Raw genomic sequence first — 17,632 nt, forward strand, 5'->3', positions numbered from 1 at the left:
CCAGGATGTAGCAACTCCGGCCGGCCGGACCTCGGGAAGTCCTGATGCGCCGGGCGGGCAGTATTTTTCAGCCGCCGTTGCTCCAGCGCAGCTTCCGGTAGATCGTGTTGCGGCTGATGCGCAGCTGCTTGGAGGCCGCCGAGATATTGCCGCCGGCCGCCTCGAGCGCGGCGCGGATCATCTCGATGCTGGCCTGCTCCAGCGAGTGCGGCGTCGCCGGGATCGATGTCGGCGTCGGAGCCGGCGCGAGGCTGCTCTGCACCGCGGCCGGCGGGATCTCCAGCGGCCGGGCCGGTTCGACGAGCGCCGGCGGGCGCGGCCCGGCGCGGCGCGCGTCCTCGATGAAATCGTCGGACAGGTGGGCGACGGTGATCTGGTGCTCGCCGGCCGACATCACCGCCGCCGTGCGCAGCACGTTGGCGAGCTGGCGGATGTTGCCGGGCCAGGGATAGCGGCGGAACAGCTCCGCCACTTGGGCCGACAGCTCGGGCGCGTCCTGCGGCCGCTCGGCCTGCAGGATGCGGCGCGTCATCGCCTCCAGGTCGCTGCGGTCGCGCAGCGAAGGCAGGCGCAGCGCCAGGCCGTTGAGCCGGTAGTAGAGGTCCTCGCGGAACTCGTTGTGCTCGATCATCTCGCGCAGGTTGCGGTGGGTGGCGCTGATCAGCGCGATGTCGATCGGGATGGACTTGTTGCTGCCCAGCGGCGTCACGCTGCGCTCCTGCAGCACGCGCAGCAGGCGCGCCTGCAGCTGCAGCGGCATGTCGCCGATCTCGTCGAGGAACAAGGTGCCGCCGTTGGCCTGCACCAGCCGGCCCGGCGCGCCCTTGCGGCGCGCGCCGGTGAAGGCGCCGTCCTCGTAGCCGAACAGCTCGGCCTCGATCAGCGACTCCGGAATGGAGGCGCAGTTCACCGCTACGAAAGGCTGGCTCGCGCGCTTCGAATCCTGGTGCACGGCGCGCGCTAGCACCTCCTTGCCGGTGCCGGTCTCGCCGAGGATCAGCAGCGGGATGTCGCGGTCCAGGATGCGGCGGATCTTGGCCACGACCTGCTCGATCTGGGCATCGCCGGTGCGCAGGTACTGCAGGCCGTGCGGCGCGGCGGCCGGCACGGGCACGGTGGCCGGCCGCGGACGCGCGGCGGCCGGGGTCGGTTCGTCCAGCCCCAGGCCGGCGATGACGGGCCGCGAGGGCCAGTCGAAGCGTGCGGTGACGAAGAAGGTCTTGCCGCAGACGGTCGTGAGCCGCATCGGCGCGGACATGGGCATGCGGAAATGGTCGTAGACGGCGGCCGTTGTCGTGCCGAACAGGCTGGGCAGGCTCATCGCGCGCAGCGCGGCATCGCTGAGGCCCAGTTGGTCCAGCCCGCCGCGGTTGGCGCCGAGCAGCCGCCCGTCCGCACCGACCACCAGGATGCCTTCCAGCAAGGTGCCGATGAACTCGGCGCGGCTGTGGAAATGCAGGCGCAGCCGGTTGTTGTTGTCGTCCGAGAGCCAGTGGTTCTCGATCATCCGCGCGGACATGCGCACCAGGCCCATCGTGTGCTGGTGGTAGCCGCGGTGGTCGCCGGTGACGTCCAGCACGCCCAGCATCGCGCCGCGCGGATCGAAGATCGGCGCGGCCGAGCAGGTCAGGAAGTCATTGGCCAGCATGAAGTGCTCGCCGGCGTGGACCAGGGTCGGCGCCTCCTCGAAGAGCGCGGTGCCGATCGCGTTGGTGCCCTTGGAGTGCTCGGCCCAGTTCTCGCCGGGCATCAGCGCCACGCGGCCGGCGCGGGCGAGGAAGTGGTCGTCGCCCACGGCGTGCAGGATCGTGCCCTGGGCATCGGTGAGCAGGATCATGCTTTCGGTGTTGACGATCTGCTCGAGCAGCAGGTGCATCACCGGCGCGGCATGCAGGTACAGCCGGTGGTTGCGCTCCCGGGCCAGCGCAAGATCGCTGCGTACCAGGGGATCGAATTCGCATTTCTCGGCCCGCGTCAGGCCCAGGGCCTTGCTGCGCTCGTGGGATCGTTCGATGAAGGCCGTGCGTGGCGAGGCGCCCGGAGCGCATTCGATGCTGCTGGCTTGCGGCTTGGCAACTGGGGTCATGGCACTGCTCGTTCCCTGGCCTCGCGGCCTTGTCTCTGGAGGGTTTGGTCTGTGTTTGCGCCGGATGCTGTGCCAAGACGAACCGCTTGTCCAGCCTGCCCGCCGGCTGCCGCGCCGGCCACTGTGCCAGCCTGGAGCACTCCGGCGTGGCATGGCGCTTGCGAAAAGACGGCGGATCGCCATCACCAACGACACGGAGACAAACCCATGAAGACCCGATCCACCTTGCATCGCCGCACGCACAACCGACTGGTGGCCCTCGCGCTCGCCGGCGCGGCGCTGGGCGCCCTCGCCCACGGCGACGTCACGCCGCAGGCGGTCGACACCACCGCGCTGCCCCGCCTCGGCGAGGGCTGGCGCGACGAGAACCCGTTCCGCCAGAACGAGGCGGCCATCAAGATCGGCACCTCCGCCTACAACCAGAACTGCGCCCGCTGCCACGGGCTGGAGGCGATCTCCGGCGGCATCGCCCCGGACCTGCGCAAGCTCGACAACGACTGCGCCACCACGCAGGACAGCTCCCGCAAGGCCGCCTGCGTCAAGGAGAACGACGAGTACTTCCTCACCACCGTGCGCCACGGCCGCACGCGCAACGGCGCCGTCTACATGCCGCCGTTCGAGGGCACCTTCGACCAGGAGGCCATCTGGGCGATCAAGAGCTACCTGGAGACGCGCCGTGACAAGCCGCTTTGATCCGACACGGCGCCGCTGCCTGGGCGGCATCGCCGCACTGACGCTAGGAGGCGCGCTGCGCCCGGCCGACGCGGTGACGCTGGACAAGGTGCGCGAGCGCGGCAGCCTCGTCGTCGGCATCTACCAGGACATGCCGCCCTTCCACGTGGCGGGCCGCGGCATCGACGTGGACATCGCCGCCGCGCTGGCGCAGGCACTGGGCGTGAAGCTGTCGCTGCTGCCCTTCACCGCCGACGAGAACATGGCCGACGACCTGCGCAACATGGTCTGGAAGGGCCACTACCTCGGCTTCGGGCCGGCCGACGTGCTGATGCACGTGCCGGTGGACAAGCCGCTGATGGACGCCACGCCGCAGGCCACCATCTTCGCGCCCTACTACCGCGAGCGGGTCGCGCTGGCGAGGCGGCTCGACGCGGTGCCGGTGCTGGACACGCTGGCGCCGCTGGCCGGCGAGCGGGTGGCCGTGGCCGGGCAGACGCTGGCCGGCTGGCTGCTGATCGGTGCGGACGGCGGCGCCTACCGCGAACGCCTGCTGACGCAGTGGAAGGACGGCACGGACTGCGCGCGAGCGCTCACACGCGGCGAGGTGACGGTGGCGGCGGGCCTGGAGTCGGAGCTGGAATCGGTGCTGCGGGGCGACCCGCGCTTCGCCATCGAGCCGCTGCCCTCGCCGCGCGCGCCGCGCAACGGCTGGGCCAGCGGCATGGCCGTGCGGCGCGACGGCAGCGATCTCGCGCAGGCGCTGCAGGCGGCGATGAACGATCTGGCCGCCAGCGGCCGGCTGCGCACGATGTTCGCCGGCTTCAACGTGGCCTGGCAGGCGCCCTGAAGCCGGCGCGGGCAGGTGAGGCGGGCGGGCCGCTTATCATCCCCGACCCGCCTTCCCTTGGAGAGTTCGATGTCCGGCCCGGTCCCCGCCCGCAAACGCACGAAGAAGAACGAGGTGTCGTCTTCGCTGCCCGACCTGGTCCCGAGCGACAACAGCTATCTCCAGCGAATTCTGAACGCCAAGGTCTACGACATCGCGCGCGAGTCCTCGCTGACGCCGGCGAAGAACCTGAGCCGGCGCATCGGCAACAAGGTGCTGCTCAAGCGCGAGGACGAGCAGCCGGTGTTCAGCTTCAAGCTGCGCGGCGCCTACAACAAGATGGTCCACCTGAGCGCCGAGCAGCGCGAGCGCGGCGTGATCTGCGCCTCGGCCGGCAACCACGCGCAGGGCGTGGCACTGTCGGCCAAGAAGCTCGGCTGCCGCGCCGTGATCGTGATGCCGGTGACGGCGCCCAAGGTCAAGGTGGACGCGGTGCTCGGCCACGGCGGCGAGGTCGTGCTGCACGGCGACAGCTTCACCGACGCCTACGACCACTCGCTGCTGCTGGCCAAGGAGCAGGGCCTGACCTTCGTGCACCCGTTCGACGATCCGGACGTGATCGCCGGCCAGGGCACGATCGCCGTGGAGATGCTGCGCCAGCACCAGGGGCCGATCGATGCGATCTTCGTCGCCATCGGCGGCGGCGGCCTGATCTCCGGCGTGGCGGCCTACATCAAGGCGGTGCGGCCCGAGATCAAGATCATCGGCGTGCAGACCAAGGACTCCGACGCGATGGCCCGCTCGGTCGCCGCCGGAAAGCGCGTGACCTTGAGCGACGTGGGCCTGTTCGCGGACGGCACGGCCGTCAAGCTGGTCGGCGAGGAGACCTTCCGCATCACGCGCGAGCTGGTGGACGAGTTCGTCGTCGTCGACACCGACGCCGCCTGCGCCGCGATCAAGGACGTGTTCGAGGACACGCGCTCGATCCTCGAGCCCTCCGGCGCGCTGGGCGTGGCGGCGATCAAGAAGTACGTGGCCGAGAAGGGCTGCAAGGGCCAGACCTTCATCGCGATCACCTCGGGCGCGAACATGAACTTCGACCGCCTGCGCTTCGTCGCCGAGCGGGCCGAGGTCGGCGAGCAGCGCGAGGCGCTGTTCGCGGTGACGATCCCCGAGGCGCGCGGCAGCTTCAAGCGCTTCTGCGAGCTGCTGGGCCCGCGCAGCGTGACCGAGTTCAACTACCGCATCGCCGATTCACTGAAGGCGCACATCTTCGTCGGCGTGTCCACCAGCAAGCGCGACGAATCGGCGCGGCTGGCGCGCACCTTCGAGAAGTCCGGCTTCGAGACGCTGGACCTGACCGACGACGAACTGGCCAAGCAGCACGTCCGCCACATGGTGGGCGGCCGCACCGAACTGGCCCGCGAGGAGCGCCTGTTCCGCTTCATCTTCCCGGAGCGGCCCGGCGCGCTGATGCGCTTCCTCTCCAGCATGCATCCGGAGTGGAACATCAGCCTGTTCCACTACCGCAACCAGGGCGCGGACTACGGCCGCATCCTGGTCGGCCTGCAGGTGCCGCCCAAGGACAGCGGCAAGGCGCTGCGCGACTTCCTCGCGTCTCTGGGCTACCCCTACGAGGAAGAAACCGACAACCCGGTCTACAAGCTGTTCCTTCGCTGAGCCTGGATCGTCTGGCAATACTGGGGATGCAGCGGCGCACGCCTTGCTACAGAATCGGCCGGCACTCGCTGTAAACCCATGCATCCGACGCTGATCTCCCCGACTGCCAACCCTGAACTGGAACGCGCGCTGCGCGAGCGCGTCGACCGCCGCTCGGCAATAGCCGGCGGCCTCGGCGAACTTGAACCGCTGGCCGTGCGCCTGGGCCTGGTGCAGAACACGCTGACGCCGCGCTTCCGCGATCCGCTGCTGGCGCTGTTCGCGTCCGACCACGGTCTGGCGGTCGACGGCATTCCGTCGCTGTGGGGCCGCAACACCCGCGAGCAGACCGTGATGGCGCTGCAGAACCGCCTGCCGGTCTCGGTCTTCGCGCGGGTGCAGGGCCTGCAGTTCAGCGTCGTCGACTGCGGCATCGCCGAATCGCTGCCGCCTCACGCCCACCTGATGGCACGCAAGATCGCGCACGGCACGCGCAATGCGCGCGTCGGCCCGGCGATGACGATGGAGCAGGCGCATTCCGGCGTGCGCGTCGGCATGGAGATCGCCGAGCACCTGCCCGGCAATGTGCTGGCCTGCGCCGGCATGGGCCAGGGCTCGGCCGAGAGCGCCGCGCTGGTGCTCGCGCGGCTTGCCGACATGCCGGTGCGCGACTTCGTCGTCTCCGGCCCGGACATGCGCCAGGACGACCTGGCCCATCTGCTGACGGTGCTGCAGGCCGCGCAGAACCGCCACCGCGAAGTCCACGATCCGATGGAGGTGCTGGCAGCCTTCGGCGGCTTCGAGACCGCGGTGATGGTGGGTGCGATGCTGGTGGCCGCATCCAAGCGCAGCCTGATCGTCGTCGACGGCATCACCGCCTGCGCGGCGCTGAAGCTCGCGGCGCAGATCGCCGCGCCGGTCACCGACTATGCGGTGTTCTGCCGCAGCCACGTACATCGCGGCCTGGATGAAGCGCTGGGGCTGTTCCATGCGTCCGCACTGCTGGAACTGGGCATGGACAGCGCTGACGGCACCGGCGCCGCGCTGGCCTGGCCGATGATCCGCAGCGCCGCGGCACTGCTGACCGAGCTGCACGAATCCGCCGAGGCGCGGACCGGCATGAACCGGCCGCCCGAAGAAGACGCCGGCCTGCCGACGCTCAACTGAAGCGTCGCCCTCAGTTGACCGGGTTGCCCTGGTTGTCCACCTGGGGCTGCTGCGGCGGTTGTCGCTGCAGCGGGTTTTCCTGCGGCTGTTCCTGCGGCTGCTGGAATCGCGGCATCGGCACTGGCATCGGTTGCGCCTGCGCCCGGCCGCCCAGGTTCACCGGCGACGGCCCGGCGGCCGGCAGCGCACCGGTGGCCGGTGTGGTCGGTGCCTCCAGCTGGAGCTGGAAGCTCTCCGCGCCGTCCTTGCCGATGCTGGCCGAGCGTGCATTGACGGCCAGCAATTGCAGACCATCTTCCAACGAGGCGCCGACGCGCACCGTGCGCGCCACACCATCAACCGCGATCAGGGCGACACCCTCGCCCGCCTGGGCCGCGCTCGCCGACTTCGGCGCCACGACGCCCAGCAGCTTGTAGCGGCTCTCCTGGGCCGGCACCGCCTGCGGCGCGGCCACGACCGGGGCGCCGAGCAGGCGCGTCAGGTCGACGGCGGGCGCGCTGTTCTCCAGCACCGGCAGCGCCTGCGACGGCGTCGCGAGCGACCGCGAACCCAGCTGCAACGCCCAGTACGCGGCGCTGCAGGCCAGCAAAGCCCAGACAAGAAACGTCATCAATCTCGCATGCATTCGCCGATTATGATTCAAGCTGCTCCCGCCCTTGACTGAGCTCTCCCGAGTTCCCCGCCCCATGCAATCCCCTGCACAGACTTCGCCCCGACGCCGTGCCCTAGCGCGCGGCTTTACCCTGATCGAGCTGCTGGTCGTCCTCGTGATCATCGGCATCCTGGGCGCGCTGATCGTGCCGAACGTGCTGGATCGGCTCGACGAGAGCAAGGTCACCGCCGCGCGCAGCCAGGTGAACAGCCTGATGCAGCAGCTCAAGCTTTACAAACTCGACAACCAGCGCTACCCGAGCGCCGAGCAGGGCTTGGACGCCCTGGTCCACAAGCCCACCGCCGGCCCGATCCCGCCGAACTGGCGCTCGTACATCGACAAGCTGCCGCCCGACCCCTGGGGTAATCCCTATCAGTACGCCAACCCAGGCGTGAACGGCGAGATCGACGTCTACAGTTTTGGCGCCGACGGCAAGGTCGGCGGCGAAGGCAAAGACGCAGACATCGGCTCCTGGCAATAAGCCGTGAGCCCCCGGCCCACGATTTGGGGCGGCCCGGCGAAAGCCCGGGCACGTGCGCGTGGCTTCACGCTGATCGAGCTCCTCGTCGTGATCACCATCGTCGCCATCGCGAGCGCCGCGATCAGCATCTCGCTGCGCGACCCGGCCGCTTCGCAGTTGGAGCGTGAGGCGGAGCGTCTGACCGGACTGCTCGAAACCGCGCGGGCGGAGAGCCGCGCGGCCGGCGTCGAGGTGCAGTGGTTGCCGCTGGTCGGCGACGCCAGTGGCGACCAGTTCCGCTTCGTCGGTCTGCCGGCCTCGGTGCCGATGCCGCGGCGCTGGCTGGGCGAGGCGGTGGCGGTCGAGATCGTCGGCGCGCGTTCGCTGACCCTGGGGCCGGAGCCGATGATCGGGCCCCAGCAGCTCGTGCTGAGCATCGGCCAGCAGCGGGTCGTGCTGAGCACCGACGGGCTCTCGCCGTTCCAGGCCTCGCCGGTCGGCTCTTCTTCATGAACGCCACGGCGCGCGGCTTTACGCTGATCGAGGTGATGGTCGCGCTGGTGATCGTCGCCGTCGCGCTGGCGGCCGGCGTCAAGGCGGCCGGCGCGCTGACCGACAACGCGGTCCGCCTGCGGGCGGTCGGCGCGGCGCAGTGGTGCGCCGAGAACCAGCTGACCGAGCTGCACCTGACGCATCAGTTCCCCGGCGCCGGTGAATCCACCTTCAGCTGCGACCAGCTCGGCGAGACCTACCAGGGCCGGCTGGTCGTGCGCGCGACGCCGAACCCGAACTTCCGCGCGGTGGACGCAGTGATCGCCGATGCCGATGGCCAGCAGCGCCTGACGTTGTCCACCATCATCGGGCGCTACTGAAATGAAGCGGTCGCGCGGCTTTACGCTGGTCGAGGTGATGGTGGCGCTGCTCGTCATGTCGCTGATGGCCGTGCTCGCCTGGCGCGGCCTGGACGCGCTGCTGAGCAGCCGCGACGTGGCCCAGCGGCACCTGGACCAGAGCGCGCGCCTGCAGTCGGTGATGGAGCAGTGGGAGCTGGACCTGAAGTCGCTGCAGGACAGCACCGTCGTGCCGGCCCTGGCCTTCGACGGCGCCACCTTGCGCGTCACCCGCCGCCAGACCGGCGGCATGCAGGTCGTCGCCTGGAGCGTCCACGACGGCGGGCTCTACCGCTGGCAGGGCCCGGTCGTGCGCAGCGTCTCCGCGCTGCAGGACAGCTTCCAGCGCAGCGGGCAATTGCAGACGCAGGACGGCGGCCAGCTCCGCGCGCTGGACGGCGTGTCCGGCTGGCAGATCTATTACTACCGCGGCAACAGCTGGACCAACGGGCAGTCCAGCGGCGACGAGGCTGCCGCAGCAGCTGCCGCTGCGGCCGCGGCTGCTGCAGCCGCCGCAGCGGCTTCGGCAGCTTCGAGCGTGACCGCCACGCCGACCCCCACCGGTCTGCCCACCGGCGTGCGCATGCTGCTGCAGTTCGACCCATCCAGCGGCTTCGCCGGCCCGCTGATGCGCGAGATCGAGCTGGGGACCTGACGACCATGACGCATCGCAGGCAATCCGGCGCGGCCATGCTCACGGCGCTGCTGATCGCAAGTCTCGTCGCCGGGCTGGCCGCGGCCATGGTCTGGCGCCAGTACCGTGCGATCCAGGTCGAGGCCGCCGAGCGCGCACGCGCCCAGGCCAACTGGGTACTGCTGGGCGCGCTGGACTGGGCCCGCCTGATCCTGCGCGAGGACGCGCGTGCGAACCAGACCACGCCGGTGGACCACCTCGGCGAAGTCTGGGCGGTGCCGCTGGCCGAGGCGCGTCTGTCGACCTTCCTGGCCGCCGGCCAGGAGAGCGGCGGCGGGGGCACGGCCGACGTCGACGCCGGCCCGGACGCCTTCCTGTCCGGCGCCATCGACGACGCGCAGGGCCTGTACAACCTGCGCAACCTGCTTGGCGGCACGGCCGTGCCTGCCATCGAACAGGACACGCTGCAGCGGATCTGCCAGAGCGCCGGTGCATCGCCGGACACCGCGGTGCAGATCATCAACGGCATGCGCAACGCCTTCGCCACGCCGCTGGACGAAGCCAGCGCGCCGTTGCAGCCGAACAGCGTCGACGAGCTGGCCTGGTTCGGCCTCAGCCCCGACACGATCGCGCGCCTGCGCCCCTTCCTGGTGATCCTGCCGGTGCCGACGCAGGTGAACCTGAACACCGCCCCGCGCGAGGTGATCGCCGCGCTGCTGGACGTCGACCTCGCCTCGGCCGAACGGCTGGTCCAAGGCCGGCGCTCGGCGCCGCTGCAGACCGTGGAGGCTGCCGGCGCCTACCTGCCGCAGGGCAGCGTGCCGAATCCGGGCCGTGCCGCGGTGGCCTCTTCCTTCTTCTTCGTGACCGGCCGACTGCGGATGGACGGGCGCATCCAGGTGCAGCGCTCGCTGGTCTACCGCAATGGCTTGAGCATGGTGACGCTGCAGCGCCAGCCGATCGCCCCGACGCCCGGTACTCCGGGCTGACCCCCGTCTCGACCGTCACACACCCCTCTTAGAATCGGCGGCCGCCATGATCAGCACCCTGCTCCTCTTCCTTCCGCCGCGCAGCCGACTGCGCGCCCCGGGCCGCCCAGCGGCCGGCGAAGCCCTGGCCGCCGGCGAATACGACTACGTCTTCAGCGCCGACGGCAAGCACATCGGCCAGCAGGGCCGCCTGCCCGCCGCCCAGTTGCCCGATGCCGAACTGGTCGTCGCCTTCCCCGACGAATCCGACCTCTCCTGGCAGCGCGTGACCCTGCCGCGCGCCGGCCGCCAGCTGCGCGCCGCGCTGGCGGGCCTGCTTGAGGAAGCGCTGCTGGACGACCCTGAGAATCTCCATTTCGCCGTCGAGCCCGAGGCCATCGCCGGCAGCGAGGCCTGGGTGGCGGTCGGTTCGCGCGAATGGCTGGCCCAGCAGCTGGCGGCGCTGGAGGCTGCGCAGGTCTTCGTCGACCGCCTGGCGCCGCTGTCCTGGCCCGAGGCCCCGCCGCGCGGTCACTTCTACGAAACCGGCTCGACCGACAGCCCGGCCGCGCTGCGCTGGAGCCATCCCGGCGGCGTCGCCAACCTGGCGCTGGAAGGCGGGCTGACCCGCCAGCTGTTCCCGCCGGCCGTCGTCGAAGGCGCGCAATGGAGCGCCGCGCCCGCCGTCGCCGCCCAGGCCGAGCAATGGCTGGGCAGCGCGGTGACCGTGCTGACGCGCGAGCAGCGCGCGCTAGCCGCCCTCGAAGGCCCATGGAACCTGCGCCAGTTCGAGCTGGCCCAGCGCACGCGTGGCCTGCGCACCGTGCGCAACGTCTGGCGCGCCTTCATGCAGCGCAACTGGCGGCCGGTGCGCTGGGGCCTGATCGGCCTGGTCGCCGTGCAACTGGTCGGCATGAATGCGATGGCCCTGCAGCAGCGGCACCAGTTGCAGCAGCGCAAGGACGCGCTGAACACGACGCTGACCACTACTTACCCGCAGATCCGCGTGCCCCTGAACGCCCCGGTGCAGATGCGCCGCGAGACCGACACGCTGCGCGCGACAGCCGGCCGCGCCGGCCCGCAGGATCTGGAAACCCTGCTGGCCGCGGCTGCCGGCGCCTGGCCGCCGGATCGCGGCCCGGTCGATGCGATGAGCTTCGAGGCCGGCCGCCTGGTGATGCCCGCGGCAGGCTGGAGCGACGAACAGATCCAGCGCCTGCGCAGCCAGCTGCGCAGCGAGGGCTGGCAGCTCGACAGCCGTGACGGCCAGCTGACGCTGCAACGCCCCGCCGAGCAGCGCGGCTCCAAGGAACCGACCCGATGACCTCCCCCACCTCCGACCGCTGGCAGGCCCTGCGCGCCACGGCGCTGCAACGCTGGGCCGCGCTGCAGGAAAACGAGCGCCGCGCGCTGCGCGTGCTGGCCGTGCTGGTGGCGCTGCTGCTCGTCTGGCTGGTGCTGGTGCAGCCGGCCTGGCGCACCCTGCGCGAAACGCCGGCGCAGCTGGACCTCGTCGAAGCCCAGCTGCGCGAGATGCAGGCCCAGGCCACCGAGGCCCGCGAACTGCGCGCCCTGCCGCCGGTGCCCGCGGCCCAGGCCGCGCAGGCGCTGCAGGCTGCCAGCGACCATCTGGGTGCCAATGCCAAGTTGAACCTGAGCGGCGACCGCGCCGTGCTGACGCTCACCGGCATCGGCCCGGATGCGCTGCAGGCCTGGCTCGGCGAGGCGCGCAGCGCCGCCCGCGCCCGCCCGGTCCAGGCACAGCTGCAGCGCGGGCCCCAGGGCTTCACCGGCACGATCGTGCTGGCCTTGAACGGGGCGACCTCGTCATGACGAACCCGCAGCAACGCCTGCGCCTGTGGGGCGCGGCTGGCGCGCTGCTGGGCGTGCTGGTCGCGCTCGTGGTCTTCGCTCCGGCGAGCTGGCTGGCCCAGGGCCTGGCCTCGGTCACCGAAGGGCGGCTGCTGATCACCGACACCCGCGGCAGCATCTGGAACGGCTCCGGTGTGCTGGTGCTGGCCGGCGGTGCCAGCAGTCACGATGCCGCCAGCCTGCCCGGCCGGCTCAACTGGACGATGGGCCCGCGCGGCTTCGGCGGCATGGTGCTGAAGGCCAGCCAGGACTGCTGCATCAACAGCGAGCTGCAGCTGCAGATCAAGCCAGGCCTGATCAGCGTGGACAACCGCGCCGACTGGCTCGCCCGCTGGCCCGCCGCCATGCTGGCGGGCCTGGGCACGCCCTGGAACACGCTGCAGCTGGGCGGCTCGCTGCGCCTGCAGACGCGCGACTTCCGCCTGGAGCGCAAGGGCGGCCGCTGGCTGCCCGCCGGCCAGGTCGACCTGGATCTCGTCAACATGAGCTCGCGCGTCTCGACCGTGGCGCCGCTGGGCAGCTACCGGCTCAGCGTCGTCGCCGAACCGGCGGGCCAGGGCACGCTGCGGCTCAGCACGCTGGACGGCCCGCTGCTGCTGTCCGGCCAGGGCAGCTTCGGCACCGGCCGGCCGCAGTTCCAGGGTGAAGCCTCCAGCGCACCGGGCCGCGAGGCCGCACTCGACAATCTTTTGAACATCATCGGGCGGCGCCAGGGCGCGCGCTCCGTCATTTCGATCGGATGAGCATGACTTCCCCGCAGAAGACCTTCACGCTGGCTCTGGCCATGCTGCTGACCGGCTCCGCCGCCATCGCCCAGGCCCAGGCTCCGGCCCCGACGCGGACCCGCTCGCAAGGCCCCGCCCTGAAGGCCGCCACGCCGGTGACGCTGAACTTCGTCAACGCCGACATCGAGGCGGTGACCCGCGCGATCGGCGTGATGATGAACCGCCAGTTCGTCATCGACCCGCGCGTCAAGGGCCAGATCACGCTGTACAGCGAGCAGCAGGTGAGCGTCCAGGAGGCCTACCTGAACTACCTCGCCGCGCTGCGCACCTTGGGCTTCACCGTCGTCGAGAGCGGCGGCCTCTACAAGGTCGTGCCCGAGGCCGATGCCAAGCTGCAGACCGGCACCGTCACCGTCGACGAAGGCAACCGCGCGCCGCGCGGCGACCAGGTGATCACGCAGATCTTCCGCGTCAACCACGAGAACGCCAACAACCTGGTGGCCGTGCTGCGCCCGCTGATCAGCCCCAACAACACGATCAACGCCAACCCCGGCAACAACTCGCTGGTGATCACCGACTACGCGGAGAACCTGCAGCGCCTGGCCAAGGTGATCGCCGCGCTGGACACGCCCGGCAGCACCGACATCGACATCGTGCCGCTGAAGTACGCAGTGGCCTCCGACCTGGCCGCGCTGGCGCAGAAGCTGGCGGACGGCAGCGGCGGCGCGGCGGTGCCGGGCGTGGCCGTGGTGGCCGGCGGCAGCAGCGCCGTCACGGTGATGGCCGACCCGCGCACCAACTCGCTGATCCTGCGCGCCTCCAACCCGCAGCGCCTGGCCGCGGCACGCGCGATCATCGCCAAGCTCGACCAGCCGACCGCCAACGACACGACCGGCGGCAGCAACATCCACGTCGTCTACCTGAAGAACGCCGATGCGGCCAAGCTCGCGACCGTGCTGCGTGCCGCTTTCAGCGTCAACGGCGCGGCGGGCAGCGGCAGCGGCGGCGGTTCCGGCAGCAGCGGCGGCAGCAGCTCCAGCGGCTCGCTGCTGGGCGGCGCGAACTCGCAGAACAACACGTCCAACAACCTGAACAACAGCAGCACCAGCGGCAGCAGCGGCACGTCGAGCCAGTCCTCGCAGCCGGTCTCCGCCTCACCGGGCCCGTCCACCGGCGGCTTCGTGCAGGCCGATCCGGCGACGAACTCGCTGATCATCACCGCGCCCGAGGTCATGTACCGCCAGATCCGCAACGTGATCGACCAGCTCGACGGGCGGCGCGCGCAGGTCTATGTGGAATCGATGATCGTCAAGGTCGACGTGACCAAGAGCGGCCAGTTCGGCTTCCAGTGGCAGAACCTGTTCGGCAAGAGCGTGGGCCTGGGCACGAACTTCGGCACGGGCTCGGCCAACATCATTTCCGACTCGGTCGCCACCGCCGGCGGCACGACGACGGCCGGCACCGCGCTGCAGGCCGCGCAGACCGGCCTCAACTTCGCCGTGTTCAAGAAGGTCGCCGGCGTCGTCACGCTCGGCGCGCTGGCGAACTTCCTGGAAAGCCAGACCGGCGCCAACGTGCTGTCCACGCCAAACCTGGTGGCGTTGGACAACGAAGAGGCGAAGATCGTCATCGGCCAGAACGTGCCCTTCGTCACCGGCTCGTACACGACCTCGACCACCGGCACCACGTCGCCGTTCCAGACGGTCGACCGCAAGGACGTCGGCTTGACCCTGCGCATCCGCAGCCAGATCGGCGAGAACGGCACGATCCGCATGACGGTCTACCAGGAGAACTCCTCCGTCGTCGCCACCACGGCCTCGTCGACGAACGGCCCGACGACCGACAAGAGCTCGATCGAGACGACGGTGACCGTCGACGACGGCTCGATCCTCGTGCTGGGCGGCCTGCTGAAGGACGAGTACAGCGACGGCGAGGACGGCGTGCCGGGCCTGGCCAGCCTGCCGGTCGTCGGCAACCTGTTCAAGAGCAACAGCCGCAAGCGGGTCAAGACCAACCTGATGGTGTTCCTGCGCCCCGTCGTGCTGCACGACCAGGCCAGCGCCGACCAGCTGACCCTGGACCGCTACGACTCGATCCGCGCCGTCCAGCAGGCGACGCTGCCCACGAAGACCGCCGTGCTGCCCGACACCGGCGGCTCGGTGATCCCGGCGGACCCGACCAGCAGCTCGCTGAGCATCAAGGAACAGCGCCTGACCGACCCGAACCTCGTCGTCGATCCGGCCAAGCAGGCAGACCAGCAGCCGGCCAAGCAGCCCTGAGCGCCATGGCCATCAAGCATCCCCTGCCCTACGCCTTCGCCAAGGCGAACACCGTGCTGCTGGAGGACGACGGCAGCACGCTGGTGCTGTGGGCGCCGCTGGACGTCGGCCTGACGACGCTGTCCGAGGTGCAGCGCCTCTACAGCGTCGACCGCTTCGAACAGGAGCCGCGCAGCACGCTGGCCGAGCGCATCAACGCCGCCTACGCGGGCAGCGAATCGAGCGCCGCCACCGTGGTCGGCGAGGTCGAGAGCGCGATCGATCTGTCGCGCATGATGCAGGACCTGCCGGCGGTGGAAGACCTGCTGGAAGCGGCCAACGACGCGCCGATCATCCGCATGCTCAACGCGCTGCTGACGCAGGCGGCCAAGGACGGCGCCAGCGACATCCACATCGAGCCCTACGAGCGCGCCAGCTCGGTGCGCTTCCGCGTCGACGGCACCTTGCGCGAGGTGGTGCAGCCCAACCGCGGCCTGCATGCGGCGCTGATCTCGCGCCTGAAGATCATGGCCGAGCTCGACATCGCCGAGAAGCGCCTGCCGCAGGACGGCCGCATCTCGCTGCGCATCGGCGGCCGCGCGATCGACGTGCGCGTCTCCACGCTGCCTTCGGCCCACGGCGAACGCGCGGTGCTGCGTTTGCTGGACAAGACCGAATCGAAGTTCACGCTGGAAGCGCTGGGCATGAGCGGCGACGTGCTCTCGTCGTTCAAGCGCCTGGTGCAGCAGCCGCACGGCATCGTGCTGGTCACCGGCCCGACCGGCTCCGGCAAGACGACCACGCTGTACGCCTCGCTGCAGACGGTGGACACCGCGACGACCAATGTGCTGACCGTCGAAGACCCGGTGGAATACGAGCTGCCCGGCATCGGCCAGACGCAGGTCAACAGCAAGATCGACCTCACGTTCGCCAAGGCGCTGCGCGCGATCCTGCGCCAGGACCCGGACGTCATCATGATCGGCGAAATCCGCGACTACGAGACCGCGCAGATCGCGATCCAGGCCTCGCTGACCGGCCACTTGGTGCTGGCCACCTTGCACACCAACGACGCCCCGAGCGCCGTGACGCGGCTGACCGACATGGGCGTCGAGCCCTTCCTGCTCAGCTCCAGCCTGCTGGGCGTGCTGGCGCAGCGCCTGGTGCGCTGCCTGTGCCCGGTGTGCAAGCGCGCGGACGCCGAGGGTCGCTACCACCCGGTGGGCTGCGATGCGTGCGCAATGACCGGCTACAAAGGCCGCACGGGCGTCCACGAACTGATGGTGGCCGACGACAAGGTGCGCGGCCTGATCCACCAGCAGGCGCCCGAGAGCGAGCTGCTGGCCGCCGCGCAGAACGCCGGCCTGCGCTCGATGCGCGAGGACGGGGCGCGGCTCGTGGCCCAGGGCATAACCTCCGCCGAGGAAGTGCTCCGCGTGACGCGGGACTAACCATGATGGCCCCCACGCTCACTTCGTTCACTGCCCCCCGAGGGGGCGCTCAGCGCCTTCCGGGGCGGCCGAGCAGGCGCTGACTCAATGCCAGCCTACAAATACGAGGCGCTCGACGCCGCCGGCCGCACTGCCAAGGGCCTGATCGAGGCGGACAACCCGCGCCAGGCCCGCACGCAACTGCGTGCGCAGGCGCTGGTGCCGCTGTCGGTCGAAACGGTCTCGCAGCAGAACCAGGGCACCGGCGCCAACCGCGTGCTGTTCGCCCGCCGTGTGTTCGGCCCGGTGGCGCTGGCCGTGTGGACGCGCCAGCTGGCCGGCCTGGTCGGTGCCGGCCTGCCGATCGAGCGTGCGCTGACGGCGCTGGCCGACGAGAGCGAAGACGCACGCCAGCGCGAGCTGCTCGCCCAACTGAAGGCCGAGGTCAATGCCGGTTCGCCGTTCGCGCGCGCGCTGTCCACGGCGCCACGCGAGTTTGACGAGGTCTACCGCGGTGTGGTCGCCGCTGGCGAGCAGAGCGGCGCGCTGGGCCAGGTGCTGGAGAAGTTGGCCGACGACCTGGAAGAGCGCCAGGACCTGCGCAGCAAGCTGATCGGCGCGATCGCCTACCCGGCCATCGTCTCGGTGATTGCCGTGATGATCGTGATCTTCCTGCTGACCTACGTGGTGCCGCAGATCGCGACCGTCTTCACCAGCTCCAAGCGCGCCCTGCCCTTCCTGACGGTGGCGATGCTGGCGATCAGCGACTTCGTGCGCCAGTGGGGCTGGCTGATGCTGCTGGTGCTGGTGGCCGGCGGCGCGACGCTGTCCTTCGCGCTGAAGCGCAACCGCGCCTTCCGCGAGCGCTTCGATGCCGGACTGCTGAACCTGCCGCTGGTCGGTCGCCTGGCCCGCGGCTACAACGCCGCCCGCTTCGCCGGTACCTTGGCGATGCTCGCCGGCTCCGGCGTGCCGATCCTGAAGGCCCTGCAGGCGGCCGCCGAAACCCTGTCCAACTCTGCCATGCAGGCCGATGCGCTGGACGCGCTGGTGCAGGTGCGCGAAGGCGCGCCGCTGGGCCTGGCGCTGGCCGGCAAGAAGCGCTTCCCCGGCATCCTCGCGATGTTCGCGCGCCTGGGCGAGCAGACCGGCGCGCTGCCCGAGATGCTCGGCCGCGCCGCCCGTCAGCTGGGCACCGAAGTGCAGCGCCGCGCGATGACCGCCGCCTCGCTGCTGGAGCCGATCCTGATTGTCGGCATGGGTGCCGTCGTGCTGATGATCGTGCTCGCGGTCCTGATGCCGATCATCCAGCTGAACACCTGGGTGAAGTAAC

17 protein-coding genes are annotated in these 17,632 nt (G+C 70.5%); 15 read left to right on the top strand and 2 right to left on the bottom strand.

What is annotated here, in order from left to right; all coding sequences use genetic code 11:
• Positions 1 to 67: 67 nt before the first annotated feature.
• Positions 68 to 2,086 (bottom strand): sigma-54-dependent Fis family transcriptional regulator, encoded by a 2,019-nt coding sequence (locus tag SNE35_RS01245; RefSeq protein ID WP_320420945.1) that lies wholly within the window; start codon positions 2,084 to 2,086, stop codon positions 68 to 70.
• A gap of 207 nt (positions 2,087 to 2,293) precedes the next feature.
• Between SNE35_RS01245 and pedF the strand changes: the two genes are divergently transcribed.
• From pedF to SNE35_RS01265, 4 genes are all read left to right on the top strand, one after another.
• The gene (gene pedF / locus SNE35_RS01250) at positions 2,294 to 2,779 is read left to right on the top strand and encodes a cytochrome c-550 PedF (RefSeq protein WP_320420946.1); all 486 of its coding nucleotides are present in this window, start codon (positions 2,294 to 2,296) and stop codon (positions 2,777 to 2,779) included.
• The gene (locus SNE35_RS01255; protein WP_320420947.1) at positions 2,763 to 3,608 is read left to right on the top strand and encodes a transporter substrate-binding domain-containing protein; all 846 of its coding nucleotides are present in this window, start codon (positions 2,763 to 2,765) and stop codon (positions 3,606 to 3,608) included. The genes pedF and SNE35_RS01255 overlap by 17 nt, the downstream gene beginning before the upstream one ends.
• A 69-nt stretch (positions 3,609 to 3,677) precedes the next feature.
• Positions 3,678 to 5,267 (top strand): threonine ammonia-lyase, biosynthetic, encoded by a 1,590-nt coding sequence (gene ilvA, locus SNE35_RS01260; protein ID WP_320420948.1) that lies wholly within the window; start codon positions 3,678 to 3,680, stop codon positions 5,265 to 5,267.
• Positions 5,268 to 5,345: 78 nt separating this feature from the next.
• Complete coding sequence (locus SNE35_RS01265) at positions 5,346 to 6,413, top strand: nicotinate-nucleotide--dimethylbenzimidazole phosphoribosyltransferase (RefSeq protein WP_320420949.1); 1,068 nt, start codon at positions 5,346 to 5,348, stop codon at positions 6,411 to 6,413.
• Between the two features lie 10 nt (positions 6,414 to 6,423).
• Here the strand turns inward: SNE35_RS01265 and SNE35_RS01270 are convergent, their stop codons facing one another.
• Positions 6,424 to 7,023: a hypothetical protein gene (locus SNE35_RS01270; protein WP_320420950.1), complete on the bottom strand. Its 600-nt coding sequence runs from the start codon at positions 7,021 to 7,023 to the stop codon at positions 6,424 to 6,426.
• Positions 7,024 to 7,099: 76 nt separating this feature from the next.
• Here SNE35_RS01270 and gspG point away from each other — a divergent pair, with 76 nt between their 5' ends.
• From gspG to gspF, 11 genes are all read left to right on the top strand, one after another.
• Positions 7,100 to 7,546: a type II secretion system major pseudopilin GspG gene (gene gspG / locus SNE35_RS01275; protein ID WP_320420951.1), complete on the top strand. Its 447-nt coding sequence runs from the start codon at positions 7,100 to 7,102 to the stop codon at positions 7,544 to 7,546.
• Positions 7,547 to 7,549: 3 nt separating this feature from the next.
• The gene (locus tag SNE35_RS01280; RefSeq protein WP_320420952.1) at positions 7,550 to 8,038 is read left to right on the top strand and encodes a pilus assembly FimT family protein; all 489 of its coding nucleotides are present in this window, start codon (positions 7,550 to 7,552) and stop codon (positions 8,036 to 8,038) included.
• Positions 8,035 to 8,397, top strand: coding sequence for a type II secretion system minor pseudopilin GspI (gspI, locus tag SNE35_RS01285; RefSeq protein ID WP_320420953.1), 363 nt, complete (start codon positions 8,035 to 8,037; stop codon positions 8,395 to 8,397). The genes SNE35_RS01280 and gspI overlap by 4 nt, the downstream gene beginning before the upstream one ends.
• A 1-nt stretch (position 8,398) precedes the next feature.
• A complete protein-coding gene (locus tag SNE35_RS01290; RefSeq protein ID WP_320420954.1) occupies positions 8,399 to 9,070 on the top strand; it encodes a PulJ/GspJ family protein in 672 nt (223 codons plus the stop codon).
• A 5-nt stretch (positions 9,071 to 9,075) separates the two neighbouring features.
• Complete coding sequence (gspK, locus tag SNE35_RS01295) at positions 9,076 to 10,038, top strand: type II secretion system minor pseudopilin GspK (protein ID WP_320420955.1); 963 nt, start codon at positions 9,076 to 9,078, stop codon at positions 10,036 to 10,038.
• Between the two features lie 46 nt (positions 10,039 to 10,084).
• The gene (gene gspL, locus SNE35_RS01300; RefSeq protein WP_320420956.1) at positions 10,085 to 11,341 is read left to right on the top strand and encodes a type II secretion system protein GspL; all 1,257 of its coding nucleotides are present in this window, start codon (positions 10,085 to 10,087) and stop codon (positions 11,339 to 11,341) included.
• Positions 11,338 to 11,850, top strand: a complete 513-nt coding sequence (locus SNE35_RS01305; protein WP_320420957.1) for a type II secretion system protein M — start codon at positions 11,338 to 11,340, stop codon at positions 11,848 to 11,850. Before gspL ends, SNE35_RS01305 begins: the two co-directional genes overlap by 4 nt.
• Positions 11,847 to 12,632 (top strand): type II secretion system protein N, encoded by a 786-nt coding sequence (gspN, locus tag SNE35_RS01310; RefSeq protein ID WP_320420958.1) that lies wholly within the window; start codon positions 11,847 to 11,849, stop codon positions 12,630 to 12,632. Before SNE35_RS01305 ends, gspN begins: the two co-directional genes overlap by 4 nt.
• Positions 12,633 to 12,634: 2 nt before the next feature.
• The gene (gspD, locus tag SNE35_RS01315) at positions 12,635 to 14,893 is read left to right on the top strand and encodes a type II secretion system secretin GspD (protein ID WP_320420959.1); all 2,259 of its coding nucleotides are present in this window, start codon (positions 12,635 to 12,637) and stop codon (positions 14,891 to 14,893) included.
• 5 nt (positions 14,894 to 14,898) lie between these two features.
• Positions 14,899 to 16,320, top strand: coding sequence for a type II secretion system ATPase GspE (gene gspE / locus SNE35_RS01320; protein ID WP_320420960.1), 1,422 nt, complete (start codon positions 14,899 to 14,901; stop codon positions 16,318 to 16,320).
• A gap of 87 nt (positions 16,321 to 16,407) precedes the next feature.
• Positions 16,408 to 17,631: a type II secretion system inner membrane protein GspF gene (gspF, locus tag SNE35_RS01325; protein WP_320420961.1), complete on the top strand. Its 1,224-nt coding sequence runs from the start codon at positions 16,408 to 16,410 to the stop codon at positions 17,629 to 17,631.
• Position 17,632: the final 1 nt, after the last annotated feature.

This window comes from Roseateles agri (genome assembly GCF_034043675.1).
GTDB lineage: Bacteria > Pseudomonadota > Gammaproteobacteria > Burkholderiales > Burkholderiaceae_C > KK5.